Source organism: Cereibacter azotoformans (genome assembly GCF_021391315.1).
GTDB classification, from domain to species: domain Bacteria; phylum Pseudomonadota; class Alphaproteobacteria; order Rhodobacterales; family Rhodobacteraceae; genus Cereibacter_A; species Cereibacter_A azotoformans.
Genome location: NZ_CP090021.1, coordinates 1,780,911 through 1,806,462 on the forward strand (window position 1 = coordinate 1,780,911; position 25,552 = coordinate 1,806,462).

At 69.0% G+C, this 25,552-nt stretch carries 25 protein-coding genes; 7 read left to right on the forward strand and 18 right to left on the reverse strand.

From position 1 onward, the window contains the following. Positions 1-23: 23 nt before the first annotated feature. From LV780_RS08890 to LV780_RS08950, 13 genes are all read right to left on the reverse strand, one after another. Positions 24-434 carry a hypothetical protein gene (locus LV780_RS08890; RefSeq protein ID WP_108220495.1) on the reverse strand — a complete coding sequence of 137 codons (411 nt, stop codon included), beginning with the start codon at positions 432-434 and terminating at the stop codon, positions 24-26. 3 nt (positions 435-437) lie between these two features. Further along, positions 438-2,453 (reverse strand): NADH-quinone oxidoreductase subunit NuoG, encoded by a 2,016-nt coding sequence (gene nuoG / locus LV780_RS08895; protein WP_108220494.1) that lies wholly within the window; start codon positions 2,451-2,453, stop codon positions 438-440. Between the two features lie 77 nt (positions 2,454-2,530). Beyond that, complete coding sequence (gene nuoF / locus LV780_RS08900; RefSeq protein WP_011909012.1) at positions 2,531-3,826, reverse strand: NADH-quinone oxidoreductase subunit NuoF; 1,296 nt, start codon at positions 3,824-3,826, stop codon at positions 2,531-2,533. Positions 3,827-3,836: 10 nt separating this feature from the next. Further along, positions 3,837-4,049: a DUF5337 domain-containing protein gene (locus LV780_RS08905; RefSeq protein ID WP_011909013.1), complete on the reverse strand. Its 213-nt coding sequence runs from the start codon at positions 4,047-4,049 to the stop codon at positions 3,837-3,839. After that, entirely contained in the window at positions 4,049-4,960 is a 912-nt protein-coding gene (gene nuoE / locus LV780_RS08910; protein ID WP_108220493.1) for an NADH-quinone oxidoreductase subunit NuoE, read from the reverse strand. The genes LV780_RS08905 and nuoE overlap by 1 nt, the downstream gene beginning before the upstream one ends. Next, a complete protein-coding gene (locus LV780_RS08915) occupies positions 4,960-6,168 on the reverse strand; it encodes an NADH-quinone oxidoreductase subunit D (protein WP_011909015.1) in 1,209 nt (402 codons plus the stop codon). The genes nuoE and LV780_RS08915 overlap by 1 nt, the downstream gene beginning before the upstream one ends. Positions 6,169-6,178: 10 nt before the next feature. Continuing rightward, positions 6,179-6,781: an NADH-quinone oxidoreductase subunit C gene (locus LV780_RS08920; RefSeq protein ID WP_011909016.1), complete on the reverse strand. Its 603-nt coding sequence runs from the start codon at positions 6,779-6,781 to the stop codon at positions 6,179-6,181. Between the two features lie 10 nt (positions 6,782-6,791). Continuing rightward, complete coding sequence (locus LV780_RS08925) at positions 6,792-7,316, reverse strand: NuoB/complex I 20 kDa subunit family protein (RefSeq protein WP_011909017.1); 525 nt, start codon at positions 7,314-7,316, stop codon at positions 6,792-6,794. Next, a complete protein-coding gene (locus LV780_RS08930) occupies positions 7,313-7,678 on the reverse strand; it encodes an NADH-quinone oxidoreductase subunit A (protein ID WP_044248187.1) in 366 nt (121 codons plus the stop codon). Before LV780_RS08930 ends, LV780_RS08925 begins: the two co-directional genes overlap by 4 nt. Before the next feature lie 220 nt (positions 7,679-7,898). After that, a complete protein-coding gene (locus tag LV780_RS08935) occupies positions 7,899-8,687 on the reverse strand; it encodes a crotonase/enoyl-CoA hydratase family protein (RefSeq protein ID WP_117344994.1) in 789 nt (262 codons plus the stop codon). An 11-nt stretch (positions 8,688-8,698) separates the two neighbouring features. Beyond that, positions 8,699-9,553: a hydroxymethylglutaryl-CoA lyase gene (locus LV780_RS08940; RefSeq protein ID WP_011909020.1), complete on the reverse strand. Its 855-nt coding sequence runs from the start codon at positions 9,551-9,553 to the stop codon at positions 8,699-8,701. Further along, positions 9,546-11,486 (reverse strand): ATP-binding protein, encoded by a 1,941-nt coding sequence (locus LV780_RS08945; RefSeq protein WP_108220491.1) that lies wholly within the window; start codon positions 11,484-11,486, stop codon positions 9,546-9,548. Before LV780_RS08945 ends, LV780_RS08940 begins: the two co-directional genes overlap by 8 nt. A gap of 98 nt (positions 11,487-11,584) precedes the next feature. Beyond that, entirely contained in the window at positions 11,585-13,189 is a 1,605-nt protein-coding gene (locus tag LV780_RS08950; protein ID WP_108220490.1) for a carboxyl transferase domain-containing protein, read from the reverse strand. 143 nt (positions 13,190-13,332) lie between these two features. On the opposite strand from LV780_RS08950, the gene LV780_RS08955 reads away from it, so the two are divergent. After that, positions 13,333-13,935 carry an OmpW/AlkL family protein gene (locus LV780_RS08955; RefSeq protein WP_108220580.1) on the forward strand — a complete coding sequence of 201 codons (603 nt, stop codon included), beginning with the start codon at positions 13,333-13,335 and terminating at the stop codon, positions 13,933-13,935. Positions 13,936-14,025: 90 nt separating this feature from the next. On the opposite strand, the gene LV780_RS08960 is transcribed toward LV780_RS08955, so the two are convergent. Next, entirely contained in the window at positions 14,026-15,183 is a 1,158-nt protein-coding gene (locus LV780_RS08960; RefSeq protein ID WP_101340259.1) for an isovaleryl-CoA dehydrogenase, read from the reverse strand. 130 nt (positions 15,184-15,313) lie between these two features. Between LV780_RS08960 and LV780_RS08965 the strand changes: the two genes are divergently transcribed. Next, positions 15,314-15,769: a CreA family protein gene (locus tag LV780_RS08965; protein WP_108220489.1), complete on the forward strand. Its 456-nt coding sequence runs from the start codon at positions 15,314-15,316 to the stop codon at positions 15,767-15,769. Between the two features lie 16 nt (positions 15,770-15,785). On the opposite strand, the gene LV780_RS08970 is transcribed toward LV780_RS08965, so the two are convergent. Then, positions 15,786-16,499, reverse strand: a complete 714-nt coding sequence (locus LV780_RS08970) for a phosphoglycolate phosphatase (RefSeq protein ID WP_108220488.1) — start codon at positions 16,497-16,499, stop codon at positions 15,786-15,788. A 100-nt stretch (positions 16,500-16,599) separates the two neighbouring features. Here LV780_RS08970 and glmU point away from each other — a divergent pair, with 100 nt between their 5' ends. Then, the gene (glmU, locus tag LV780_RS08975) at positions 16,600-17,964 is read left to right on the forward strand and encodes a bifunctional UDP-N-acetylglucosamine diphosphorylase/glucosamine-1-phosphate N-acetyltransferase GlmU (protein ID WP_101340261.1); all 1,365 of its coding nucleotides are present in this window, start codon (positions 16,600-16,602) and stop codon (positions 17,962-17,964) included. Further along, positions 17,964-19,775 carry a glutamine--fructose-6-phosphate transaminase (isomerizing) gene (glmS, locus tag LV780_RS08980; protein ID WP_108220487.1) on the forward strand — a complete coding sequence of 604 codons (1,812 nt, stop codon included), beginning with the start codon at positions 17,964-17,966 and terminating at the stop codon, positions 19,773-19,775. Before glmU ends, glmS begins: the two co-directional genes overlap by 1 nt. A 67-nt stretch (positions 19,776-19,842) precedes the next feature. On the opposite strand, the gene LV780_RS08985 is transcribed toward glmS, so the two are convergent. Continuing rightward, positions 19,843-21,045, reverse strand: coding sequence for a pyridoxal-phosphate-dependent aminotransferase family protein (locus LV780_RS08985; protein WP_108220486.1), 1,203 nt, complete (start codon positions 21,043-21,045; stop codon positions 19,843-19,845). 189 nt (positions 21,046-21,234) lie between these two features. Here LV780_RS08985 and LV780_RS08990 point away from each other — a divergent pair, with 189 nt between their 5' ends. Together LV780_RS08990 and ygfZ are read left to right on the forward strand one after the other, a co-directional pair. Further along, entirely contained in the window at positions 21,235-23,007 is a 1,773-nt protein-coding gene (locus LV780_RS08990; protein WP_011909030.1) for an ABC transporter ATP-binding protein, read from the forward strand. After that, the gene (gene ygfZ / locus LV780_RS08995; protein WP_108220485.1) at positions 22,997-23,764 is read left to right on the forward strand and encodes a CAF17-like 4Fe-4S cluster assembly/insertion protein YgfZ; all 768 of its coding nucleotides are present in this window, start codon (positions 22,997-22,999) and stop codon (positions 23,762-23,764) included. Before LV780_RS08990 ends, ygfZ begins: the two co-directional genes overlap by 11 nt. A 23-nt stretch (positions 23,765-23,787) precedes the next feature. On the opposite strand, the gene efp is transcribed toward ygfZ, so the two are convergent. After that, positions 23,788-24,351 (reverse strand): elongation factor P, encoded by a 564-nt coding sequence (gene efp, locus LV780_RS09000; protein WP_011909032.1) that lies wholly within the window; start codon positions 24,349-24,351, stop codon positions 23,788-23,790. A gap of 207 nt (positions 24,352-24,558) precedes the next feature. Here efp and LV780_RS09005 point away from each other — a divergent pair, with 207 nt between their 5' ends. After that, the gene (locus LV780_RS09005) at positions 24,559-24,885 is read left to right on the forward strand and encodes a DUF6280 family protein (RefSeq protein ID WP_011909033.1); all 327 of its coding nucleotides are present in this window, start codon (positions 24,559-24,561) and stop codon (positions 24,883-24,885) included. Positions 24,886-24,975: 90 nt separating this feature from the next. Here LV780_RS09005 and LV780_RS09010 read toward each other — a convergent pair whose 3' ends face one another. Continuing rightward, a complete protein-coding gene (locus LV780_RS09010; protein ID WP_233863766.1) occupies positions 24,976-25,470 on the reverse strand; it encodes a glycerol-3-phosphate dehydrogenase in 495 nt (164 codons plus the stop codon). Between the last annotated feature and the right edge of the window lie 82 nt (positions 25,471-25,552).

The following is a 25,552-nucleotide window of genomic DNA, read 5'->3' on the forward strand; positions in this document are numbered from 1 at the left end:
CCTCGCATCCCTCATGCCGATCGTCATATCGTCGGTATTCCCTGTTCCCGGCAATCGCGCACCGTCACCTCGGCGTCGATCGTCTGCACGCCGCGGGGCAGCGCGGCCGAAATGGTGTAAATCGCATCACCCCGCCAAACGCCACCCCTCTCTGCGACATTTGTTCGCAGATGCCGGGCAAAGCCGTAACCGCGGATGAGCGTGTATTGGGCAGCGGCGCACCGGGCGTAATCCTCGACATCGGGGATGCCCCGCGCCCCCTCCATCTCGACGAGGAACTCGACGAGATCATCATCGAGCAGCCGCGTCTCGATGCCCTTGTAGACGGGCGTGAACGCCTCGTCCGGCAGCGCAGCCTCGGGTGCGGCCGGCGGAGCGCACGAGGCAAGGCCCGCCAGAGCGAGCCCGACCGGAAAGAGGACAGCCGGCCGCACGCCCTACTCCGCCGCGAGCGACGGCTGGCCGCGCCGCGCGGCCAGAGCCGAAAGCTCACCCATCAGCGCCGAGGCGCGCGCGATCGGGTTGGTCAGGTAGAAGTCCCACACCGCAAGACGGAAGTCCGCCTTGCCCGGTTCGCGCAGCGGCAGCGGCTGCCACTCGTTCGCGGCCACCTGATCGACGCGGCCCAGATGCGGCACGGCCTGGACCAGCTTGCGGCGCAGGGCGGCCATCGTGTCCCAGGGCAGCGTCTGGCCCACCTCGGCCGAAAGCGCGCGCAGGATCGCCCAGTTCTCCTTGGCCTCGCCCGGCGGGAAGCCCGCGCGGAAGGCCAGCTGCGGCCGGCCTTCGGTGTTCACGAAGAGGCCGTTCTCCTCGGTGTAGGTCGCGGCGGGCAGGATCACGTCGGCGCGGTGCGCGCCGCGGTCGCCGTGGCTGCCCTGATAGATCACGACGGGGCCTGCGCCGATCTCGACCTCGTCGGCGCCGAGGTTGAAGATCACCTCGGCCCCCCCGATGGCCGCCGGCAACCCGCCCTCGGTCACGCAGCCCACATCCATCGCGCCCACACGCGCGGCGGCGGTGTGCAGCACCATAAGCTTCGCGCCCATCGCCTCGGCCAGCTTCATCGCCTGCGCCAGAACCGCCTCGCCATCGGCCTCGGTCAGCGCGCCCTGCCCCACGATCACGAGGCCGCCGCGCTTCTCGTCCGCCACAGGCTCGTCCGCGAGCTTCACCAGCGCCGCCCGGTCGGTGCCGAGGTGCGCATAGTCATAGGTCAGGTCCACCGCGCGGCCGATCAGCCCGACCTCGGCCCCCAGAAGCCACGCCTTGCGGATGCGCGCGTTCAGCACCGGCGCCTCGTTGCGCGGGTCGGTGCCGATCAGCAGGATGCGCTTCGCGGTGTCGATCTCCTCGATCGCGGCATTGCCGACATAGGCCGAACGGTTGCCTGCGGGCAGCCGCGCGCCGTCCGTCCGGCATTCCACGCGGCCCCCCAGCCCCTCGACCAGCGTCTTCAGCGAGAAGGCGGCCTCGACCGGCACCAGATCGCCCACGAGGCCCGCGACCTTCCGGCCCTTCATCGCGGCGGCGGCGGTCTGCAGCGCCTCGGCCCAGGAGGCTTTCCGCAGCTTGCCGTTCTCGCGGACGTAGGGAACATCCAGACGCTGGCGGCGCAGCCCGTCCCAGACGAAGCGGGTCTTGTCGCTGATCCATTCCTCGTTCACGCCGTCGTGGCTGCGCGGAAGGATGCGCATGACCTCGCGCCCCTTGGTGTCCACGCGAATGTTCGACCCCAGCGCGTCCATCACGTCGATCGACTCGGTCTTGCTCAGTTCCCAAGGCCGCGCCGTGAAGGCATAGGGCTTCGAGGTCAGCGCGCCCACCGGGCAGAGGTCGATGATATTGCCCTGAAGGTTGGTGTCGAGCGTCTGGTTGAGGTAGCTGGTGATCTCGCTGTCTTCGCCGCGCCCGGTCTGGCCCATCTGGCTGATGCCCGCGACCTCGGTCGTGAAGCGCACGCAGCGGGTGCAGGAGATGCAGCGCGTCATCTGCGTCGCCACCAGCGGCCCGAGGTTCAGGTTCTCGGAGGCGCGCTTCGGCTCGCGGTAGCGGCTGAAATCGACGCCATAGGCCATCGCCTGGTCCTGCAGGTCGCATTCGCCGCCCTGGTCGCAGATCGGGCAGTCGAGCGGGTGGTTGATGAGCAGGAACTCCATCACCCCCTCGCGGGCCTTCTTGACCATCGGCGAGTTGGTCTTGACCACGGGCGGCTCGCCGTTCGGGCCGGGGCGCAGGTCGCGGACCTGCATGGCGCAGGAGGCGGTGGGCTTCGGCGGCCCGCCCACCACTTCGACGAGGCACATGCGGCAGTTGCCGGCGATCGACAGCCGCTCGTGGTAGCAGAAGCGCGGGATCTCGATCCCGATCTCCTCGGCCGCCTGCAGAAGCGTCATGGCGCCGTCCACCTCGACCTCGATACCGTCGATGATGATCTTCTTGAGGTTGCTCATCCGCCTACTCCGCCGTGCGGCCCCCGCCGCCCAAGTTCCGTTCCGTCACGCGCAGGCCCGCCGGGCCCGCGGATCGGTCATTCCGCCGCCATGGCGCCCATGCGCCCGGTCTTCTTCGCCTTGATCCGGTCCTCGATCTCTTCGCGGTAATGCCGGATCAGGCCCTGGATCGGCCAGGCCGCCGCATCGCCGAGCGCGCAGATCGTGTGGCCCTCGACCTGCTTCGTGACCGAGAGCAGCATGTCGATCTCCTCGACCTCGGCCTCACCGCGCACCAGCCGGTCCATCACGCGCATCATCCAGCCCGTGCCCTCGCGGCAGGGGGTGCACTGGCCGCAGCTCTCGTGCTTGAAGAACTTGGCCAGCCGCCAGACCGCCTTGATGACGTCGGTCTGCTGGTCCATCACGATCATGCAGGCGGTGCCGAAGCTCGACTTCAGCTCGCGCATCCCGTCATAGTCCATCACCGCGTCTTCGCATTGCTCGGCCGGGATGATCGGGCAGGAGGCGCCGCCGGGGATCACCGCCTTGAGGTTCTTCCAGCCGCCGCGCACGCCGCCGCCATGCTTCTCGATCAGCTCCTTCATCGAGATCGACATGCTCTCCTCGATCACGCAGGGCGTGTTCACATGCCCCGACATGGCAAAGAGCTTCACGCCCGCGTTGTTCGGCCGGCCAAAGCCCGCGAACCACTCGCCGCCCCGGCGCAGGATCGCGGGAATGACGGCAATGGACTCCACGTTGTTCACCGTGGTCGGGCAGCCGTAAAGGCCCGAGCCTGCCGGGAACGGCGGCTTCATCCGCGGCATCCCCTTCTTGCCTTCCAGGCTTTCCAGCAGCGCGGTCTCCTCGCCGCAGATGTAGGCGCCCGCGCCGTGATGCAGGTAGATGTCGAAATCGTAGCCCGACTTCGCGGCGTTGCGGCCGATCAGGCCCGCGTCATAGGCCTCGTCGATGGCGGCCTGCAGGGCCTCCTTCTCGCGGATATATTCGCCGCGGATGTAGATGTAGGCCGCGACCGCCCCCATCGCGAAGCCCGAGAGCAGCGCGCCCTCGATCAGCGTGTGGGGGTCGTGGCGCATGATCTCGCGGTCCTTGCAGGTCGCGGGCTCGGATTCGTCGGCGTTGATCACAAGGTAGGACGGGCGGCCGTCCGACTGCTTGGGCATGAACGACCATTTGAGGCCCGTCGGGAAGCCCGCGCCGCCCCGGCCGCGCAGGCCGGAGGTTTTCACGATGTCGATGATCCTGTCGCGGCCGAGCGCGAGCAGGTCGGCCGTCCCGTCCCACTGGCCGCGCGCCATCGCGCCCTTCAGGCTGCGGTCGCCCATCCCGTAGAGGTTGGTGAAGATCCGGTCCTGGTCCTTCAGCATCGCATCGTCCTCATTTCCCCTGGCGCCGTCGCCAGATCCGCCAGGTTGTCACCAGCGCCCAACTGAACCCGGCGAGCGCCGCCAGGTCGAAGAGGAGGAAGATCCGGGCCTCCAAGCCCAGCCATCCTCCCAGGATCTGCGCCCCGATCCACATGAGACCCGTCGCCGCGATGAGAAGCGCGACCTGCCGCGCCTGCCGCGTGTCGTCGGGCCCGCCCGCCATCAGCCCTCGGGCTTCTTCGGATCGGCGGTCTGCGCCCCCGGCTCGGCCGTGGCCGTTCCGCCGGTGGCCACGCCCGGCTTCTCGGGCCGCGCCGCCCGATCGGCCGGGGCCTCCTCGATGGTGACGCCGGTCTTGTCCACCGGACGGCCCGCGCCGGGTGTAGGCCTCTGCGGCTCGCCCGCCGCCTCGGCCACCGGCGGACGCCGGCCCAGCCACGGGGTCAGGATCGGAACCTCGGTCCCGTCGATCCGCTTGATCGTGTCACCGATCCCGAGCGCCAGCGCCACCGAGGCGTTGTGCTCGGAGGCCCGCGGGCCGACCTCGGTCAGGCTCGTGGCGCCGCCCGCTGGCTCGGACGAGAAACGCCCGATCTGCGAGCCGGGCCGCGGCACATCCCCCGCCGAGAAGCGGTCGATCAGCGCGGCCAGCGTCTCGGCGTTCAGATCCTCGTAATAGTCCTTGCCGATCTGGGCCATGGGCGCATTGGCGCAGGCCCCGAGGCATTCGACCTCTTCCCACGAAAAGCGGCCATCGGCCGACAGCATGTGCGGCTGCGGCGCGATCTTCTCGCGGCAGACGCGGATCAGCTCCTCGGCGCCGCAGATCAGGCACGAGGTCGTGCCGCAGATCTGGATATGGGCCACGCTGCCAACGGGTTGCAGCTGGAACATGAAGTAGAAGGTCGCCACTTCCAGCGCCCGGATGCGGGCCATGCCCAGCATGTCGGCCACATGTTCGATGGCGGGCTTGGTGAGCCAGCCCTCCTGTTCCTGCGCGCGCCACAGAAGCGGGATGATGGCCGAGGCCTGACGGCCTTCGGGATATTTCGAGATCTGGCCACGCGCCCATTCGAGGTTCGCCGGGGTGAAGGCGAAGCTGTCGGGCTGGGCGTGATGCAGGCGGCGAAGCATTAGCGGTCGATCTCCCCGAACACGACGTCGAGCGTGCCGATGATGGCGGACACATCGGCCAGCAGGTGGCCCTTGGCGATGTAGTCGATGGCTTGCAGATGCAGGAAGCCCGGCGCGCGGATCTTGGCGCGGTAGGGCCGGTTGGTTCCGTCGGCCACCAGATAGACGCCGAACTCGCCCTTGGGCGCCTCGACGGCGGCATAGACCTCACCGGCGGGGACGTGGAAGCCCTCGGTGTAAAGCTTGAAGTGGTGGATGAGCGCCTCCATCGAGGTCTTCATCTCGGCCCGTGGCGGCGGCGTGATCTTGCCCCGCGCCAGCACGTCCCCCTTCTCCACCCTCAGCTTGGCAAGACACTGCTGGATGATCCGGGTGGACTGGCGCATCTCTTCCATGCGGCAGAGGTAGCGGTCGTAGCAATCGCCGTTCTTGCCCACCGGGATCTGGAAATCGAACTCGTCGTAGCATTCGTAGGGCTGCGAGCGGCGCAGGTCCCAGGCGAGGCCCGACCCGCGCACCATCACGCCCGAGAAGCCCCAGTCGAGGATGTCCTTCTCGGTCACGACGCCGATATCGACGTTGCGCTGCTTGAAGATCCGGTTCTCGGTCAGCAGCCCGTCTAGGTCGTCGAGCACCTTCGGGAAATGCTCGGCCCACTCCTCGATGTCCTCGATCAGGCGCGGCGTCAGGTCCTGGTGCACGCCCCCGGGCCGGAAATAGGCCGCGTGGAGCCGCGCCCCCGAGGCGCGCTCGTAGAACACCATCAGCTTCTCGCGCTCCTCGAAGCCCCAGAGCGGCGGGGTCAGCGCGCCCACGTCCATGGCCTGCGTGGTCACGTTCAGCAGGTGGTTCAGAACGCGCCCGATCTCGGAATAGAGCACGCGGATCAGGCTGGCCCGCCGCGGCACCTGCACCCCGGTCAGCCTCTCGATGGCGAGGCACCAGGCATGTTCCTGGTTCATCGGCGCCACATAATCGAGCCGGTCGAAATAGGGCAGGTTCTGCAGGTAGGTCCGCGTCTCCATCAGCTTCTCGGTGCCGCGGTGCAGAAGGCCGATATGCGGATCGCAGCGTTCCACCACCTCGCCGTCAAGTTCCAGCACGAGGCGAAGAACACCATGCGCAGCAGGGTGTTGCGGGCCGAAGTTGATGTTGAAGTTGCGAAGCTTCTGCTCGCCGGTCAGCACGTCGTCGAACTTGGTGTCCATGGCCATCCCCTTACGTCCGTGCCTTGTCGTCGCCGGGCAGGATGTAGTCCGCACCTTCCCACGGGGAAAGGAAGTCGAACTGGCGGTATTCCTGCACCAGCTTCACCGGCTCGTAGATCACGCGCTTCTGGACCTCGTCATAGCGGACCTCGGTGTAGCCCGTCGTCGGGAAGTCCTTACGCATCGGATGGCCACGGAAGCCGTAGTCGGTCAGGATGCGGCGCAGGTCGGGGTGGCCGGTGAAGAGGATGCCGAACATGTCGAACACCTCGCGCTCGAACCAGTTGGCCGAGGGGTGCACGGAATGGATCGAGGCCACCGTCTCGTCCTCGCGCACCTGCATCTTCAGGCGGATGCGATGGTTCTGATACATCGACAGGAAGTGATAGACCATGTCGAAGCGGGCCGGCCGCTCGGGATGGTCCACGGCCGTGATGTCCACCAGCGACGAGAACCGGCAGCGCGCGTCGGTGCGCAGGAACTCGACCAATCCGACGATACGGTTCGGCGCGACATCCAGCGTCAGTTCGCCGAACTCGATCCGATGACCGAGGATCGCGTCGGGCTGGCGCATCTCGACATGCGCGGCCAGTTCCTGAAGGGCTTCGGCCATGTCGGTCTCCTCAGCGGGTAATGGTGCCGGTGCGGCGGATTCTCCGCTGCAACTGGAGGATGCCATAGAGCAGCGCCTCTGCCGTGGGCGGGCAGCCCGGCACATAGATGTCCACCGGCACGATCCGGTCGCAGCCGCGCACCACCGAGTAGCTGTAGTGGTAGTAGCCCCCGCCATTCGCGCAGGAGCCCATCGAGATCACATAGCGCGGTTCCGGCATCTGATCATAGACCTTGCGCAACGCAGGCGCCATCTTGTTGGTCAGGGTGCCGGCCACGATCATGACGTCGGACTGGCGCGGAGAGGCGCGCGGCGCCACCCCGAACCGTTCCACGTCATAGCGCGGCATCGAGGTGTGCATCATCTCGACCGCGCAGCAGGCCAGACCGAAGGTCATCCAGTGGAGCGATCCGGTGCGCGCCCAGTTGATGAGATCCTCGGTCGTGGTCAGCAGGAAGCCCTTGTCCTGAAGCTCGCGGTTGAGGCCCGCCGTGTCGTAGTCGCGGTCATGGCCCGCGGTGTTGAGGCCGGTCATTGCCATTCCAGCGCCCCCTTCTTCCATTCGTAGGCAAAGCCGACGGTCAGAACGGCCAGGAAGACCATCATCGACCAGAAGGCCGTCATCGAGATGTCGCCGAAGGCCACCGCCCAGGGGAACAGGAACGCCACCTCGAGGTCGAAGATGATGAAGAGGATCGAGACGAGGTAGAAGCGCACCTCGAACTTCATCCGGGCGTCGTCGAAGGCGTTGAATCCGCATTCGTAGGCCGAGACCTTCTCGGGGTCGGGATTTCGCACCGCCACGATCACCGCCGACAGCATGAGCAGGAGCCCGAGGCCTCCCGCCAGCACCGTCAGGATGACGATGGGAAGAAACTCTCGGAGAAGATCGTCCATGGTGGCTCCCTCGGCTGGCGGCTGGCCACCGTTTCCGGCGGCACAGGCAGTCACGTGCTGACGCTTCGTTTACTCTGCGCCCCGGCCGGGGTCAACCAAACCTCGCGACAAAACACCGCGACGGAAATGTGCCTTATGTCATTGGTATACAATGGTGAACCGAAATTTTGCTTATGCGGCAATGGCGAGCGCGGACGCCCTGCCGCACGCCGGGTCCGACTCAGACCTGTCCCGCCCATGCTGCGGGGCGGCGGCCGAAAAAGGCCTCGACCCCCTCCCGGGCCTCGTCACTCTCCCATCGGTTGACGAGGGCGCGGATGCTGGCCTCGATCCGCTCCTCGTCGATCGGGGAGCCGAAACGGCGCAGCAGGGCCTTGGCCTCGGCCACGGCCCCCGGCGCGCAGGAGAGATAGGGCCGCACTTCGGCCTCGATGGCGGTGTCGAGCGCCTCGGGCGCGACGGCCGCCGACAGGAAGCCCAGCCGCACCGCCTCGTCCGTCCCGAAGAGCCGGGACGAGAAAAAGACGCGCCGCGCCATGGCCTCGCCCACGCGCGCGGCGACATAGGGGCCGATGGTGGCCGGGATCAGGCCGAGGCGGGTCTCGGTGAGGCCAAAGCGCGCGCCGTCCGCGGCAAGGGCCGTGTCGCAGACCGAGATCAGCCCCATGCCGCCCCCGAAGGCCTGGCCCTGCACCCGGCCGATCAGCGGCTTCGGCAACTCGTTCAGGGCCCGCAGCATGTGGGCCAGCTTGCGCGCCTCGTCCGCGCGGGTGGGCCCGTCCGCCACCATCTGCGCCTTCATCCAGCCCAGATCCCCCCCGGCGCAGAAACTCTCGCCCGCCGCGGCCAGCACCACCACCCGGACCGAGGCCGCAGCCCCGAGCCGCGCCGCCGCCTCGGTCAGTTCCGCGATCATCGCGGCCGACAGGGCATTGTGCTTTTCCGCCCGGTCGAGTGTGAGGGTCGCGACGCCCCGGCTGTCTTCCGCGATACGGATGGTTTCGAACATGTCCCCTCCTGTCAGCCGGTGCGCAGGCGCCGCGCCAGCGCCGCGGCCTCGGCCAGTCTCGCCGGATCGAGCCCGGTCTCGTATCCCTTGGCCGCAAGATGCGCCGCCACCGCTTCGGTGGCGACATTGCCCGCAGCCCCCGGCGCATAGGGGCAGCCGCCGAGCCCGCCGACCGAGGCATCCACCACCCGCAGCCCACGCGCGAGGGCCGCGTCGATCACCTCAAGCGCCCGGCCGGCCGTATCGTGGCAATGGGCGGCCAGCCGCGCGGGCGGCAGTTCCCCAAGGACCGCGGTCAGCATGGCGTCGAACCCGTCGGGCGTCGCCCGCCCGACCGTGTCTCCGAGCGAGAGTTCGGCGCAGCCCAGATCGCGCAGCGCCGCCGCCACCCGAGCCACCGCCGCGGGCGGCGTCGGACCGTCGAAGGGGCACTCCACCACCATCGAGATGTAGCCGCGCAACCGCGTGCCGTCGCGCCGCGCGGCCTCGGCGATGGGACCGAGCCGCTCGAGGCTCTCGGCGACGCTGCAGTTGAGGTTGGCCTTCGAAAACCCCTCGGAGGCCGACACGAAGACCGCGATCTCGTCCGCCCCCGCGGCCACCGCCCCCGCGTAGCCGCGCAGGTTCGGCGCGAGCGCGGAATAGGTCACGCCGGGCCTGCGCCGGATGCCCGCCAGCACCTCGGCCCCGTCGGCCATCTGCGGCACCCATTTCGGGCTCACGAAGCTCGCCACCTCGATCCGGCGGAAGCCGCAGGCCGAGAGCGCGTCGACCAGCGCGATCTTGTCGCGGGTGGGTATCGCCCGCGGCTCGTTCTGGAGCCCGTCCCGCGGGCCCACCTCGAAGATCTCGACGAACTCAGCCATCCTCGTCCTCCAGGCGCACGAGGGCCGCGCCCGCCTCGACCTGCGCCCCGGCCTCGACCAGCACCTCCGCCACCCGTCCATCGCGCGAGGCGGCCAGCACATGCTCCATCTTCATCGCCTCGATCACGGCCAGCCGGTCGCCCTTCGCGACATGCTCGCCCACGCGCACCGCCACCTCGCGGACCAGCCCCGGCATCGGCGAGAGCGTCAGGCCACCCTGCCCCGCCTCCTCGCCGCCCCGGTCGAACGGGTCGGGGATCTCGAAGCTGACCGTGCCCTGCCGGGCGAAGACATGGACCTGCGCGTCGGTCCGCAGCACGCGCCCGGGATGGCGGCCGGCCACCTCCCAGCCCTCGGGGCAGAGCCGGGCCGCCAGCGTGACCCCGCCCAGTTCGACGCGCGCGCGACCCGGCGCCTCGACGATCAGCATGGCCGCAATCTCCTCGCCGTCGCGCCGCAGGCGCGCGTGGCGGCGCAGCGGACCCCAGAGGCTGAAGCCCTGCAGCGGGGGTGCCATGTCGCCCAGCTCGGCCGTCAGGATGGCGGCAGCGGTGATTTCGGGCGCGACCGCCACGGGCTCGGTCAGGCTTGCCAGATCGCGGGCGATGAGGCCGGTATCCACCTCGCCCGCGGCAAATCCCGGATGGCGCGCCAGACGGCCGAGGAAGGCGAGGTTCGTGACCGTTCCCGCCACCTCGGTCTCCTCGAGCGCCCGCGCAAGGCGGTTGAGCGCGCTCGCTCGCGAGGGGCCGTGCGCCACGATCTTGGCGATCATCGGATCATACCAGGGGCTGATGCGGTCGCCCGTGCGAACGCCCGTGTCGGCCCGGATGCCATCGGCGAAGCGCAGATGGTCGAGCCGCCCGGTGGCGGGCAGGAAGCCCGCGGGCACGTCCTCGGCGTAAAGGCGCGCCTCGAAGGCATGGCCCATCAGCGGGATCTCGTCCTGCGCAAGCGGGAGGGGCTCGCCCGCCGCGACGCGAAGCTGCCATTCCACGAGGTCGATCCCGGTGACGGCCTCGGTTACCGGATGCTCGACCTGAAGGCGGGTGTTCATCTCCATGAACCAGAAGCGGTCCGGGCGGAGGCCCTCGGACCCGTCCACGATGAATTCGACCGTGCCGGCGCCGCGGTAGCCGATGGCGCGGGCGGCGCGGACAGCGGCCTCGCCCATCGCCGCGCGCATCTCGGGCGTCATTCCGGGCGCCGGGGCCTCCTCGATCACCTTCTGGTGGCGGCGCTGGAGCGAACAGTCGCGTTCATAGAGATGAACGGCGTCGCTGCCGTCGCCGAAGACCTGCACCTCGATGTGGCGCGGGCAGTCGATCCATTTCTCGATCAGGACGTCCTCGTTGCCGAAGGCAGTGCGGGCCTCGGCCCGGGCCGAGGCGAGAGCGGCCGTGAAATCCTCGGCCCGCTCGACCCGGCGCATGCCCTTGCCGCCGCCGCCCGCGACCGCCTTGATGAGCACGGGATAGCCCACATCCCCGGCCATCAGCGCCAGATGTTCGGGCTCCTGATCTTCGCCGTGATAGCCGGGCACGACGGGAACGCCGGCGCGCGCCATCAGCGCCTTGGCCGCATCCTTCAGCCCCATGGCGCGGATCGCTGCGGCCGAGGGGCCGATGAAGGTGAGGCCCGCCGCCTCGACCGCCTCGACGAAGCCTGGGTTCTCGGAGAGGAAGCCGTAACCCGGATGGATCGCTTCGGCGCCCGTGGCGAGCGCCGCCTCGATCAGACGGTCGCCGCGCAGGTAGCTGTCGGCGGGCTGCGGGCCGCCGATCGGCACCGCCTCGTCGGCCAGTGCCACATGCAGCGCATCGGCATCGGCGTCGGAATGGACAGCCACCGTCGCGACGCCGAGGCGGCGGGCGGTGGCGATGATGCGGACGGCGATCTCGCCGCGGTTGGCGATCAGGATCTTGCGGAACATCGGACCTCGCCTTCCGGGCCGGCCGCGGGGGGCTGTCTGCCCCCCGCACCCCCCGAGGATATTTCTGCCAGAATGAAAGGATGCGCGCTGCCCACGGATCACATCCGGAAGAGGCCGAAGCGCGTCGGCGCGATGGGGGCGTTGAGGGCGGCCGAGAGCGAGAGGAAGAGCGTCTCGCGGCTCTTGCGCGGGTCCACGATCCCGTCGTCCCAGAGCCGGGCCGAGGCGTAGAGCGGGTGGCTCTGGCGCTCGAACATCTCGATGGTGGGGCGTTTGAAGGCGGCCTCCTCTTCGGCGCTCCACGCCCCGCCCTGCCGCTCGATCGCGTCGCGCCGGACGGTGGCGAGGACGCCCGCCGCCTGCTCGCCCCCCATGACCGAGATGCGCGCGTTGGGCCATGTCCAGAGGAAGCGCGGGGAATAGGCGCGCCCCGCCATGCCGTAGTTTCCGGCCCCGAAGGAGCCGCCCACGATCATCGTGATCTTGGGGACGGCGGTGGTGGCCACGGCCGTCACCATCTTGGCGCCGTGGCGGGCGATGCCCTCGTTCTCGTAGCGGCGGCCCACCATGAAGCCCGTGATGTTCTGCAGGAAGACCAGCGGGATCGAGCGTTGCGAGCAGAGTTCGACGAAATGGGCGCCCTTGATGGCGGCCTCGGAGAAGAGGACGCCGTTGTTGGCGACGATCCCCACCGGGCAACCCATGAGATGCGCAAAGCCCGTGACCAGCGTCTCGCCGAATCGCGGCTTGAACTCGTCGAAGCGCGAGCCGTCCACCAGCCGCGCGATCAGCTCGCGGATGTCCCAGGGGGTGCGCAGGTCGGCCGGAACGAGGCCCAGGATCTCCTCCGGGTCGTGGGCGGGCTCTTCGGGGACGGCCCAGGCAACCGAAGGCGGACGGGTCCGGTTCAGGCTTTGCAGCGCCCGGCGCGCGAGCGCGAGGGCGTGGGCGTCATCCTCGGCCAGATAGTCGGCCACACCCGACAGCCGGGTGTGGACATCGCCGCCTCCGAGATCCTCGGCCGAGACCACCTCGCCGGTGGCGGCCTTCACGAGAGGGGGGCCGGCGAGGAAGATCGTGCCCTGGTTTCGGACGATGATCGTGACGTCGGACATGGCGGGCACATAGGCGCCGCCCGCGGTGCAGGAGCCCATGACGACGGCGATCTGGGGAATTCCCGCGGCGCTCATCTGCGCCTGGTTGTAGAAGATGCGGCCGAAATGGTCGCGGTCGGGGAAGACCTCGTCCTGGTTGGGAAGGTTCGCCCCGCCGGAATCCACCAGATAGACGCAGGGCAGACGGCATTCGGCGGCGATCTCCTGCGCGCGGAGGTGCTTCTTGACCGTCATCGGATAGTAGGTGCCGCCCTTCACGGTGGCGTCGTTGCACACGACCATCACCTCCTGCCCGTGCACCCGGCCGATGCCGGCGATGACGCCCGCGCAGGGGGCGGCATCCTCATACATGCCGTTGGCCGCAAAGGCCCCGATCTCAAGAAACGGCGAGCCTGGATCGAGAAGCCCGGCCACCCGCTCGCGCGGGGGCAGCTTGCCTCGTGCGGCGTGCCGCGCCTGGGCGGCCGCACCGCCCCCCTGAGCCGCGCGGGCCGCAACCGCGGCCGTCTCGGCGATCAGCGCCAGATGATGCGCGCGGTTGGCGCGGAAGGCCTCGGACGAGGGCAGGATGCGGGAGGCGAGTTTCATGGGCGGCTCGGAGGCTGAGGGGAACAGGCGGCGTGTCCGCCGGGCTGCGGCGCATGGAGCACCGCACGGCATTGACGCAAATCAAGGTCATCGGGCCACGGAGGGGCGAGGGTCACCCGCATCGGTAACTCCAGGGTATGCAGATGCACACGATGATTCCCGCGGCCGTCGCCGCAAGCCTCGCCCTCCTCGCCGCAGCGCCCGCCGCTGCGCAATCGGCCGGCGAGATGACCTTCGGCCTCGGGCTCGGCAGCGTGATGCCGAAGTCCGACAACGGCACGCTGACCGCGGGCGATCTGGAGGTGGGCAACGAGATCCAGCCGACGATCACCTTCGAATACTTCATCCGCGACAATCTGGGGATCGAGATCCTCGCGGCCACCCCCTTCAAGCACGATCTGAAAGTGGATGGCTCCGGCATCGGCTCGATCAAGCACCTGCCGCCGACGGTGACGCTGCAGTATCACTTCCCGACTGGCGGCGCCTTCGCGCCCTTCATCGGGGCGGGCGTGACCTATGTGACCTTCTTCGAGGAAAGCAGCCCGCTCGGCGATCTGAAGCTTGACGACAGCTGGGGCCTCTCGGTCCATGCGGGCTTCGACTACTGGCTGAACGACCGCAACGCGATCCGCGCCGACGTCCGCTGGATGGACATCGACAGCGACGTGACGCTCGACGGCGGGGACCTCGGTACGGCCGAGATCGATCCCGTGGTGGTGGGCGTGTCCTACATCTGGAAATTCTGATCCTGCGGCCGGCCCGGTTCGGCCGGGCCGGTTCCTCCGGCGGTTCACGACACTCCTGCCCGCGGGGGGTGAGCCACGCCGCGCCACCGCTCAGCCCGCCATCAGTTCGCGGCCGATGAGCATCCGGCGGATCTCGGACGTGCCGGCGCCGATCTCCATCAGCTTGGCATCCCGAAAAAGACGACTCACGACGGAATCGTTCAGGAAGCCCGCCCCGCCGAGCGCCTGCACCGCCTGATGGGCCTGCACCATCGCCTGCTCCGAGGCATAGAGCACGCAGCCCGCCGCATCCGCCCGCGTCACGCGCCCCGCGTCGCAGGCGCGGGCCACCTCATAGACATAGGCCCGTGCGGTGTTCAGCGCGACATACATGTCGGCCAGCTTGCCCTGCATCAGCTGGAAGCTTCCGATCGGCTGGCCGAACTGCTGGCGGCTCTGGCAGTAGGGCACCACCTCGTCGAGGCAGGCCGCAAGGATGCCCGTGCCGATGCCCGAGAGCACCACCCGCTCGTAATCGAGGCCCGACATGAGGACGCGAACCCCCTTGCCCTCGGCGCCGAGGACGTTCTCGAACGGCACCTCGCAGTCCTCGAAGATCAATTCGCCCGTGTTGGACCCCCGCATCCCCACCTTGTCGAAATGCGGCGAGGTCGAGAAACCCTTCATCGACTTCTCGATCAGGAAGGCGGTGATCCCCTTCGCCCCCGCCTCGGGGTCGGTCTTGGCATAGACCACCAGCACATCCGCATCCGGCCCGTTGGTGATCCAGTATTTCGTGCCGTTCAGGACGTAGTAGCCGTTCCGCTTTTCCGCCTTCAGCTTCATCGACACCACGTCCGAGCCCGCGCCCGCCTCGGACATGGCGAGCGCCCCCACATGCTCGCCCGAGACGAGCCTGGGCAGGTAGCGCGCCTGCTGCTCGGGGCTGCCGTTCAGGCGGATCTGGTTCACGCAGAGGTTGGAATGGGCCCCGTAGCTGAGCGAGACCGAAGCCGAGGCACGCGCCACCTCCTCCACGGCGATCGTGTGGGCCAGATAGCCCATGTCCGAGCCGCCGAACTCCTCGGGCACGGTGATGCCCAGCAGGCCCAGCTCGCCCATCTCGCGCCAGAGCTCGGCCGGAAAGACGTTCTCGCGGTCGATCCGGGCGGCCATGGGCTTCACCCGCTCCTGCGCCCAGGCGTGGACGGTCTCGCGGAGGGCGGCGATCTCGTCGCCCAGGTCGAAGGTCATCGGAGCGTGGAACATGCGGCGAGCCCTTTATTGAACGTGTGTTCATTTCTTGCCGGACCGGCGCGAGTCGGTCAAGTGCGGCGTGCGAGGGCCTCGCGCGGCGGGCGGAACTGCGCCATGCTCGACGCCAAGGCAGGAGGTGTGAATGAAACATGTCTGGATGGCGCTGGCGCTGATGCTGGCAGGCCCCGCGGGCGCCGAGGTGGTGGGCGAGGTCGGCGTGGACTGGGTCGGCAACGACATCCTGATCGAGGCGATCCCCGATCCGCAGGTGCAGGGCGTCACCTGCCACATCGCCTATTTCGACCGATCGGTGATCGACCGGCTAAGGCAGGGCAACTGGTTCGAGGATCCGTCCAACGCCTCGATCGCCTGCCGCCAGACCGGCCCCGTCACGGTGGGCGACATCGACCGGTCGCGGGACGGCGAGGAGATCTTCAAGGCGAGCCGCTCGCTCGTGCTGAAGTCGCTCAGGATCACGCGGATCTATGACGAGCCCAACGACACGCTGATCTATCTCGTCCATGCGCGGGAATTGGCGGAAGGCTCGGCCAAGATGTCGATCTCGACCGTCCCGCTCTGGCGCGCGCGGCAGGAGTAAGGATTGCCGGCGGGCCTCAGCCCAGCAGGCGGGTTGCCAGCGCGGGCAGATCGTCGAAATGATCGAGCAGCGCCTCGGGCCCGAGGGCGGCCACGTCCCGGCCGCTCGGCCCGAAGGTCACCAGCGCGACCGGCACCCCCGCCGCCCGCGCCGTCTCGCGGTCCGTGCGCGTGTCGCCCACCAGCATCGAACGCGCGACCGAGCCGCCCGCCCTTTCGACCGCGGCGACATAGGGCGCGGGATCGGGCTTGCGCACGGGCAGCGTGTCCGCGCCGATCATCGCGTCGAACAGATGCCGGATCTCCATGAGGCCGAGCAGCGTCTCGGCCAGGGCCTCGGGCTTGTTGGTGCAGACGGCGGTGGCAAAGCCCTCGGCCCTCAGCCGCTCCACCGCGTCCCGCGCACCCGGATAGAGGGTCGTATGCACGTCGATCGCACAGCGGTAGTTCTCGAGCAGGATCGGGTAATGCAGGTCGATGTCGGCCTCGGACCAGCGCCCCTCCAGCCTCTCGAAGCCGAGCCTCAGCATCGCGCGGCCGCCGTGAAAGGCCGTCAGCGCATCCTTCAGCGGATCGAGCGGTTCCCCCCGGCCCAGGGCCCGGAAACAGGCATTGGCCGAGGCGATGAGATCGGCGCTCGTGTCGGCCAGCGTCCCGTCGAGATCGAACACCACCGTGCGAAGGGTGCCGCCGGGCGCGGGCTGCGGGCCGTCTTGGGGATCGGTGCGCATCGTGCCTCCTGAAACAGCCGGTAAAAGAGTGTGATGGCCGCGAGCTTGCGGCTTGGCCATTCCCCGTTAAAAGGTGCGCATCGCAAAGGAAAGGGTGCCCATGAGCCGTCCGACCGTTTCGCTGATCGTTCTCGCTGCCGGACAGGGCACCCGGATGAACTCGGACCTGCCCAAGGTGCTGCACCGCGTCGGCGCCGCGCCCATGCTGCACCATGCGCTGCGGGCCGGCCAGTCGCTCGAGCCCGAGCGCGTGGTGGTTGTCGCAGGACACGGCGCCGAACAGGTCGCCCGTGCCGCGCGGGCCTTCGACGAGACGGTCGAGGTCGTGGTGCAGGCCGAACAGCTCGGGACGGCCCACGCCGTCGCCCAGGCAGCCCCGCTTCTGGCCGATGCGCCGGGAGAGGTGGTGGTGCTCTATGGCGACACGCCCTTCATCCGGCCCGAGACGCTCGAGCGGATGATCGAGATGCGGGCGCGTCACGCGGTGGTCGTGCTGGGCTTCGAGGCCGCCGACCCCGGCCGCTACGGCCGCCTCGTCACCCGCGGCGAAGACCTCGACCGGATCGTGGAATGGAAGGACGCCACGGATGAAGAGCGCGCGATAACCATTTGCAATTCCGGCGTGATCTGCGCGGAAACGCATCTTCTCTTCTCGCTCGTCTCGGAAGTGGGCAACGCCAATGCCGCGGGCGAATATTACCTGACGGACGTGGTGGCCCTCGCGCGGGCCAAGGGCCTGTCGGCCGGCGTGGCCATCTGCGACGAGGCCGAGACGCTCGGCGTGAACACCCGCGCGCAACTGGCTGCCGCCGAAGCGGAATTCCAGAGTCGGGCCCGCGCCGCGGCGCTCGAGGACGGGGTGACGCTCACCGCGCCCGACACGGTCTTCTTCGCGCTCGACACCTTCCTGGGCCGCGACGCGATCGTGGGACCGAACGTGGTCTTCGGCCCCGGAGTGACGGTCGAGTCCGGCGCCGAGATCCGGGCCTTCTGCCATCTGGAAGGCTGCCACATCTCGCGCGGGGCGACGGTCGGGCCCTTCGCCCGCCTGCGTCCGGGTGCGGAACTGGCCGAGGATGTGCATGTCGGCAACTTCGTCGAGATCAAGAATGCGGTGCTCGACGAGGGGGTGAAGGTGGGCCACCTCACCTACCTTGGCGACGCGCATGTGGGCGAGCACACCAACATCGGCGCGGGCACGGTGACCTGCAACTACGACGGGGTGAACAAGCACCGGACCGAGATCGGCGCCCATGCCTTCATCGGCTCGGACACGATGCTGGTGGCACCGGTCAGCGTCGGGGCGCGCGCGATGACGGCTTCGGGCTCGGTCATCACCGAGGATGTTCCCGCCGAGGCGCTGGCCGTGGGCCGGGCGCGGCAGGTGACGAAACCCGGTCTGGCCACGCGGCTGATGGAGATGTTCCGCGCCGCAAGGGACGCAAGCAAGAAGGGAACGAACTGATGTGCGGGATCGTCGGCGTCCTTGGCAACCACGAGGTCGCGCCCCTTCTGGTCGAGGCGCTGAAGCGTCTGGAATATCGCGGCTATGACTCGGCCGGCATCGCCACCGTGAACGGCGGCAAGCTCGACCGCCGCCGCGCGGTGGGCAAGCTCGTCAATCTCTCGGACCTTCTGGTGCACGAGCCTCTCGCCGGCAAGAGCGGGATCGGCCACACCCGCTGGGCCACGCACGGCGCCGCGACCGTCACCAACGCCCATCCCCACCGCGCGGGCCCGGTCGCGGTCGTCCACAACGGCATCATCGAGAACTTCCGCGAGCTGCGCGCCGAACTGGCCGAAGCCGGCTGCGGGTTCGAAAGCCAGACCGACACCGAGACCGTGGCCCTGCTCACGCAGATGCACATGGCCCGCGGCCTGACCCCGCGCGAGGCCGCGGCCGCGACGCTCTCGCGCCTGACGGGAGCCTTCGCGCTCTGCTTTCTCTTCGAGGGTGAGGACGATCTGCTGATTGCCGCCCGCAAGGGCTCGCCGCTGGCGATCGGGCATGGCGACGGCGAGATGTTCGTCGGCTCGGACGCGATCGCGCTGGCACCGATGACCGATGCGATCACCTATCTCGAGGAAGGCGACTGGGCCGTCGTCACCCGCGCGGGCGCCGAGATCTTCGACAGCCACGGCCGCCGCGTGAACCGCGCCACCACCCGGATCCAGATCGACGCGACGCGGATCGAAAAGGCCGGCTACAAGCATTTCATGGCCAAGGAGATCGCCGAGCAGCCGGTCGTGCTGGCCGATGCGTTGCGCCACTACGTCCAGAACGGGCGGATCAACCTGCCGGGGGTCGATTTCACCGGCGTGGACCGGGTGACGCTGGTCGCCTGCGGGACGGCCTCCTACGCCTGCCATGTGGCGAAATACTGGTTCGAGCAGATCGCGGGCCTGCCGGCGGACGTCGATATCGCCTCGGAGTTCCGCTACCGCGAGCCGGTGCTCTCGCCCACCTCCTGGGCCATCTTCGTGAGCCAGTCGGGCGAGACGGCCGACACGCTGGCCGCGCTGCGCCATGCGGGCGAGGCGGTGGCGCGCACGCTGGCGGTGGTGAACGTGCCCACCTCGTCGATCGCGCGCGAGGCGAACCTTGCGCTCCCGATCCTTGCCGGCGTCGAAGTGGGGGTGGCCTCGACCAAGGCCTTCACCTGCCAGCTCACGGTGCTGGCACTTCTTGCGCTGAAGGCGGCGCATGACCGCGGCCGGATCGACGCGGCCGAGCTGGGCCGAAAGCTCGACGCGCTGGCGACGCTGCCGGGGCTGATGAACCACGCGCTCGGGCTGGCCGACGACATCCAGAGCCTCGCGGGCGAGCTGGCCGAGGCGCAGGACATCCTCTTCCTCGGCCGGGGCCCGATGTTTCCGCTCGCCCTTGAGGGGGCGCTGAAGCTTAAGGAAATCAGCTACATCCACGCCGAAGGCTATGCGTCGGGCGAGCTGAAACACGGCCCGATCGCGCTGATCGACAACCGCGTGCCGGTGATCGTGATGGCCCCGCGCGACGGGCTCTTCGACAAGACCGTGTCCAACATGCAGGAGGTCATGGCCCGCCACGGCAAGGTTCTGCTGATCTCGGACGCGCAAGGGATCGAGGAGGCGGGCGCCGGCTGCTGGCAAACCCTCACGCTGCCTCGGGTCGCGGACTATCTGGCGCCGATCCTCTATGCGGTGCCGGCGCAGCTTCTGGCCTATCACACCGCCATCGCCAAGGGCACCGACGTGGACCAGCCGCGCAACCTCGCCAAGTCGGTGACGGTGGAATAGTCGGCGCGGCGCCCGGCCGATCGGCACGGGCACCCGGCGTCCCGGGCCACGGACAGGCGCGCTCGGCTCAGGCCGATGCGCCGAGCGAAGCGGCCGCGGCGGCGAGCGCCCCCTTCCCGTGGGGGATCTCGAGCGCGGCAAGGCCCGCCTCCATCACGGCCAGCGCGCCCAGCGTCATGTGGGCGTTCACATGGCCCATGTGCGCCACGCGCAGGAAGCCGTGATAGGCCGGCTCGGACGGCAGCGCCATGCCAAGGCCGATGCCCAGCGTGACCCCGGCCCGCGTCTCGGTCCATTCCCTCAGCCGCGTCGCATGGGGTGCGCCCATCCGCGCCGCCGTGACCGAACGTCCCCGGTGGGCGGGGTCGGCCACGTTCAGCGCGATCTCGGGATTGCCCTCGCCCCAGCGTTCGAAGGCCGTCCAGACCGCGCGGGCCAGCGCCTCGTGCCGTGCCCAGACCGCGGGCAGGCCCTCTTCGAGGATCATGTCGAGCGCGGCCCGCAGCCCGTAGAGGTGGTGCGTGGGCGCGGTGCCGCAGAAATGCTGCCAGAATTCGGTGCCGAAGCTGCGCGGGGTCCAGTCCCAGTAGGGCGTGCGCAGGTCCGAGGTCCGGCACCGCCCGTGCGCCCGGTCGGAATACCAGACGAAGCCGAGGCCGGGCGGCGTCATCAGCCCCTTCTGGCTGGCCGAGACGGTCACGTCCGCCCCCCATTCGTCCATGCGATATTCGTCGCAGGCGAGCGAGGCGATGCAATCGACGGCCAGCAGCGCCGGATGGCCCGCCGCGTCCATCGCCCGGCGGAGCGCGGGCACATCGTTGCGGATCGAGCTGGCCGTATCCACATGCGTCACCAGCACCGCCTTGATCCGGTGAGCCCGGTCGGCGCGCAACGCCTCCTCGAGCCGGGCGGGATCGGCGGGCGAGGAACGGCCGAAGTCGATCAGTTCGACCTCGACTCCCATGGCGCGCGCGCTCTCGGCCCAGCCATGGCCGAAGCGGCCGGTGGCGAGCACGAGCGCCCGATCCCCGCGGCTGAAGAGGTTCGCGTTCGCCGCCTCCCACGCGCCGTGCCCGTTCGCAATGTAGAGCGCGACGTGATGCGCCGTTCCCGCCACCCGCTTCAGATCCGGCCAGAGCCCCGCCACCAGCTCGTGCAGCGCCCCCTCGTAGATGTTGGGCGCCGCGCGATGCATCGCGTTCAGCACCCGGTCCGGCATGGCGGAAGGACCGGGAATGGCGAGATAGGGTCGGCCGTGTGCAAGCGACATGATGTTCTCCGGGGGGGTCGTGGCACTTGGCTACGCGCGGCCGGCAGGAAGGTCAATCGGGCCGCGGCGGCGCGGACATTGCCCCCGGCCGCGCCGGCCACGGGCCGGGGCCTGTGTCCGCGCCGCCCTGCCTTGCCAGCGGCCGCGCTTTCGCGATAGACCCGGCGAACCCCTTGATCGAGGCCGCCCTTGCCCCGCACGCCCGACGATCCACGCTACACGTCCGGCCGCCTGTTCGGCAGGCTCTGGACCGGCTACCTCCGGCGCCACACCGGAACGATGGCGCTGGCCTTCCTGCTGAACGTGATCGAGGGCTCGACGCTGGGGGCGCTCTCCTGGCTGATCCAGCCGCTCTTCGATCAGGTCTTCGCGCCCGGAGGCAACCGGCTGCTTCTCTGGGTGGGGCTTGCCATCCTCGGGCTCTTCGTGCTGCGTGGCGCCACCTCGATCGCCTCGAAGGCGCTGCTCACCCGTGTGTCCCAGATCAGCTCGACCGCCATGCAGGTGGATCTGCTGCGCCACATCCTCACGCTCGATCAGGGCTTCTTCCAGAAGAACCCGCCCGGTGCGCTGATGGAGAGGGTTCAGGGCGACACGACGGCGGTGCAGGGCGTCTGGTCGAGCGTCATCCTCGGCATGGGGCGCGATGTCGTCTCGTTGATCGGCCTCTTCACGGTGGCGCTGCTGATCGACCCGGTCTGGACGCTGGCGGCGCTGGTGGGCGCGCCGATCCTGATCCTGCCCGCGGTCGTGGTGCAACGCTACATCCGCCGCAAGACCCAGCAGATGCGCGTGCAGGCGGGCGAACGCTCGACCCGGCTGGACGAGATCTTCCACGGGATCCAGCCGATCAAGCTGAACCGGATGGAGGGCTACCAGCTCACCCGCTTCCGCCGGATTTCGGACCTCATCGTGCGCGGGCAACTCAAGATGGCGGTCGGACGGGCGGCCATGCCCGCGCTGATCGACGTGATCACCGGCATCGGCTTTTTTGCCGTGCTGATGCTCGGCGGACGCGAGATCGCGGCGGGCGAGCGGACGACGGGCGAGTTCATGTCCTTCTTCACCGCCATGGCGCTGACCTTCCAGCCGCTGCGGCGGTTGGGCGACCTGTCGGGCTTCTGGCAGATCGCGGCGGCGAGCCTCGAGCGGATCTACCGGCTGTTCGACACCGAACCCGAGGTGATCCGCCGGCCCGCCACCGCTGCGCCGAAGCCCGGAACTCCCGACATCCGGCTGGAAAACGTGCATTTTTCCTACGACGGGCACCCGGTGCTGAACGGCCTGACGCTGCGGGCGGCGCCGGGCCGGATGACGGCGCTGGTCGGCCCCTCGGGCGCGGGCAAGAGCACCGTGTTCCACCTGCTGACCGGCCTGATCGAGCCCGGTGCGGGCCGTGTGCTGATCAACGGGGTCGATGCGGCCGACATGGATCTTGCCGACCTGCGTGCCCAGTTCGCGGTCGTCTCGCAGGAGGCGGGGCTCTTTGACGAGACCATCCGGGAGAACGTGACGCTCGGCCGCGACGTGCCCGAAGACCGGCTGCGCGCCTCGCTGGAGGCGGCCCATGTGACGGACTTCATGGACCTGCTGCCCGAGGGCGACCTGACCCCGGCCGGCCCCCGCGGCTCGCGCCTGTCGGGCGGCCAGAGGCAGCGGGTGGCCATTGCGCGCGCGCTCGTCTCGGATGCGCCGGTGCTGCTGCTCGACGAGGCGACCTCGGCGCTCGATGCGGCCTCGGAGGCGCTGGTCGCCGAGGCGCTGGCGCGGCTTGGCGAGGGGCGCACGACGCTCGTGATCGCGCACCGGCTCTCGACGGTCCGGCAGGCGGACCGGATCGTGGTGATGGAGGCGGGCCGCGTCGCGGACGAAGGCACGCACGAGGAATTGCTGGCGCGGGGCGGCCTCTATGCCGAGCTGCACCGGCTGCAGTTCAGGAACGGAGAGACCGATGCCGGGTGAGATCGCGACAGACCGCAGGCTCTGGGAACTGACGGGCAAGGACGGGCTGCATTTCCTGCAAGGTCTGGTCTCGAACGATGTCCGGCCGCTGGAACGCGCGGACGGGATCGTCTGGGCCGCCCTCCTGTCACCGCAGGGCAAGTATCTGGCGGACTTCTTCATCGTCCGCCTGGCCGGGCGGCTCTTCATCGACATCTCCGACCGGCTGGCCGAGGCCACGTTCCGCCGGCTCGGCATGTACAAGCTGCGCGCCGACGTGCAGATCGCGCCTCTGGATCTGCCGGTCGTGCGCGGCCTGGGCGAGCCACCGACGGGCGCCCTGCCCGATCCGCGCCACCCCGACCTCGGCTGGCGCGGCTACGGCCTGACCGGCGATGCCCCCTCGATCGACTGGGACGCGATCCGTGTGGCCCAGGTCATCCCCGAGAGCGGGCTCGAGCTGATCCCGGACGACAGCTACATCCTCGAGTCCGGCTTCGAGCGCCTGCACGGCGTCGATTTCCGCAAAGGCTGCTATGTGGGGCAGGAAGTCACCGCGCGGATGAAGCACAAGACCGAGTTGCGCAAGGGCCTCGTGCGGGTCTCGATTTCGGGCGACGCGCCCTTCGGCGCCGAGATCACGGCGGACGGCAAGCCGGTCGGCACGCTCTTCACCCGCTCGGGCGACCGCGCCATCGCCTTTGTCCGCCATGACCGCGCCGCAGGCGAGATGCGGGCGGGCGAGGCGGTTCTGGCTCTCGACAGCGCGGAGACCTGAACCGGCCGGCCGGGGCCCTTGCCTCAGACGCGCTCGGAATATTCCATCAGTTCGGTGTGGACGAGGATCTCCTCGTCGGCGCCGATGAAGGGCGGCACCATGATCCGCATTCCGTTGTCGAGGATGGCGGGCTTGTAGCTGTTGGCCGCGGTCTGGCCCTTGACCACCGGCTCGGTCTCGACGACGCGGCACCGGACCTTGGGGGGCAGCGTCACGTTGAGCGCCTCGTCGCCGTAGTAGTTGACCGTCGCCACCATGCCGTCCTGCAGGAAGGGGCGCCGCTCGCCCAGAAGCTCGGCGTCGATCTCGACCTGCTCGTAGGTTTCGGCGTCCATGAAGATCAGCCGTCCGTCGCTTTCATAGAGGAACTGCTGGTCCTTGTTCTCCAGCTCGGTCCGCTCGACCTTGTCCTCCGAGCGGAACCGTTCGTTCAGCTTGCGCCCGTCGCGCAGGTTCTTCAGCTCGACCTGCGCGAAGGCGCCGCCCTTGCCGGGCTTGACGTGGTTGACCTTTACGGCCGCCCACAGCCCCCCGTCATGCTCAAGGATGAATCCCGGCTTGATCTCGTTTCCGTTAATCTTTGGCATGGCTCATCCCGGCGCGCTTGATCGGCTGTGGCCGAACGCTATATATGCGGCCGGGCCGGGCGGCAATGCCTCTGGACAGGATGGCTTTCGGGACGAGACTTGATCTGAGTGCATGGCAGGCATTCCAAACCGGGGATGCCGAATCGCGCCTCGGTATGCATATTCGCCGGACGCCACAAGAGAAAAGAGCAAGAACAGGACAAACTCATGGCCGATTTCATTGACAGCACCGCTTTCAACTTCGAACAGGGACAACGTGCCCGCAAGTTGTTCGCTGCCGTGGTGCTGGCCGCGCTGGATGATGCCATCGCGGACGACAAGAAGTATGGCAACGGGCCGGAGCAGATCGCCCGCTGGGCGCGCTCGCGCGACGGGCGCGAAGTGCTGTCCTGTGCCGGGATCGACCCCAACGAGCGGGTCGTGAAGGGACTGATGGAATTCGTCAGCAAGGGCATCCGCACCTCGGTCGCGCTGTCGCGCGAAGAGAGCGAGCGGCGTCATGCCCTCGAGCTGGATCAGGCCGAAGCGGCCTGAACCCCGCCTGAGACGTCACGCAAGGATGGCGCGCCCCTCGGGGCGCGTTTTCCATTTGGCACGCGGGTGCGAAAGACGGTGCCGGCCCGATCAGCCGTCGAAGGGATCGCGCGTGAGGATGGCGCGGTGAATCTCGGCACGCACCAGCTTGCGGATGTTGCGGGTGATGCGCTCGCCCATCGGCCCGTGAAGCTCGTCACGAAGCACCGCGCGGACGATCTCGCGCAGATGCTCCTCGTCCAGCGCCTGCGGGACCTCGGGCTCTGCCGACACCTCGGGCAAGGCCTCTTCGGGCCGGACCGGAGGCTCCTCGGCGGAGGGCTCGTCCCTCGGGGCTGCGAGAGCGGCCGGTCCGAAACTGACCACCGTCGAGGATGTTTCAAAAGCGGCCTGCCCCTCGGGAAGCCACCCCTCCTCGGCCTCCATGAAGGGTGCGGGGGGAACGGGGTCCGCCGCGGGCACGACCCGGAGCGCAGGCGTCAGCACAAGAGGATCGGGCGTTGCCGCGGCGGGAGTTGCCTCTGACCCCTCCGCCACGAGGCGGCGGATCGACGACAGGACATCCCCATAATCCACGTTGGTCATGCGCTCCGACATCCTGTCCCCCGGTGGTAGGTCACGCCCCACCTTAGGTCGGCGGCGCGCTGCGCACAAGTTCCAGACCGGC

What these genes read in the sequence shown, in the direction of transcription:
- nuoG (WP_108220494.1), bottom strand. Translation starts at nt 2,453, where the DNA reads ATGAGCAACCTCAAGAAGATCATCATCGACGGTATCGAGGTCGAGGTG.
- nuoF (WP_011909012.1), bottom strand. Translation starts at nt 3,826, where the DNA reads ATGCTGAAGGACCAGGACCGGATCTTCACCAACCTCTACGGGATGGGC.
- LV780_RS08905 (WP_011909013.1), bottom strand. Translation starts at nt 4,049, where the DNA reads ATGGCGGGCGGGCCCGACGACACGCGGCAGGCGCGGCAGGTCGCGCTT.
- nuoE (WP_108220493.1), bottom strand. Translation starts at nt 4,960, where the DNA reads ATGCTTCGCCGCCTGCATCACGCCCAGCCCGACAGCTTCGCCTTCACC.
- LV780_RS08915 (WP_011909015.1), bottom strand. Translation starts at nt 6,168, where the DNA reads ATGGACACCAAGTTCGACGACGTGCTGACCGGCGAGCAGAAGCTTCGC.
- LV780_RS08920 (WP_011909016.1), bottom strand. Translation starts at nt 6,781, where the DNA reads ATGGCCGAAGCCCTTCAGGAACTGGCCGCGCATGTCGAGATGCGCCAG.
- LV780_RS08925 (WP_011909017.1), bottom strand. Translation starts at nt 7,316, where the DNA reads ATGACCGGCCTCAACACCGCGGGCCATGACCGCGACTACGACACGGCG.
- LV780_RS08930 (WP_044248187.1), bottom strand. Translation starts at nt 7,678, where the DNA reads ATGGACGATCTTCTCCGAGAGTTTCTTCCCATCGTCATCCTGACGGTG.
- LV780_RS08935 (WP_117344994.1), bottom strand. Translation starts at nt 8,687, where the DNA reads ATGTTCGAAACCATCCGTATCGCGGAAGACAGCCGGGGCGTCGCGACC.
- LV780_RS08940 (WP_011909020.1), bottom strand. Translation starts at nt 9,553, where the DNA reads ATGGCTGAGTTCGTCGAGATCTTCGAGGTGGGCCCGCGGGACGGGCTC.
- LV780_RS08945 (WP_108220491.1), bottom strand. Translation starts at nt 11,486, where the DNA reads ATGTTCCGCAAGATCCTGATCGCCAACCGCGGCGAGATCGCCGTCCGC.
- LV780_RS08950 (WP_108220490.1), bottom strand. Translation starts at nt 13,189, where the DNA reads ATGAAACTCGCCTCCCGCATCCTGCCCTCGTCCGAGGCCTTCCGCGCC.
- LV780_RS08955 (WP_108220580.1), top strand. Translation starts at nt 13,333, where the DNA reads ATGCACACGATGATTCCCGCGGCCGTCGCCGCAAGCCTCGCCCTCCTC.
- LV780_RS08960 (WP_101340259.1), bottom strand. Translation starts at nt 15,183, where the DNA reads ATGTTCCACGCTCCGATGACCTTCGACCTGGGCGACGAGATCGCCGCC.
- LV780_RS08965 (WP_108220489.1), top strand. Translation starts at nt 15,314, where the DNA reads ATGAAACATGTCTGGATGGCGCTGGCGCTGATGCTGGCAGGCCCCGCG.
- LV780_RS08970 (WP_108220488.1), bottom strand. Translation starts at nt 16,499, where the DNA reads ATGCGCACCGATCCCCAAGACGGCCCGCAGCCCGCGCCCGGCGGCACC.
- glmU (WP_101340261.1), top strand. Translation starts at nt 16,600, where the DNA reads ATGAGCCGTCCGACCGTTTCGCTGATCGTTCTCGCTGCCGGACAGGGC.
- glmS (WP_108220487.1), top strand. Translation starts at nt 17,964, where the DNA reads ATGTGCGGGATCGTCGGCGTCCTTGGCAACCACGAGGTCGCGCCCCTT.
- LV780_RS08985 (WP_108220486.1), bottom strand. Translation starts at nt 21,045, where the DNA reads ATGTCGCTTGCACACGGCCGACCCTATCTCGCCATTCCCGGTCCTTCC.
- ygfZ (WP_108220485.1), top strand. Translation starts at nt 22,997, where the DNA reads ATGCCGGGTGAGATCGCGACAGACCGCAGGCTCTGGGAACTGACGGGC.
- efp (WP_011909032.1), bottom strand. Translation starts at nt 24,351, where the DNA reads ATGCCAAAGATTAACGGAAACGAGATCAAGCCGGGATTCATCCTTGAG.
- LV780_RS09005 (WP_011909033.1), top strand. Translation starts at nt 24,559, where the DNA reads ATGGCCGATTTCATTGACAGCACCGCTTTCAACTTCGAACAGGGACAA.
- LV780_RS09010 (WP_233863766.1), bottom strand. Translation starts at nt 25,470, where the DNA reads ATGACCAACGTGGATTATGGGGATGTCCTGTCGTCGATCCGCCGCCTC.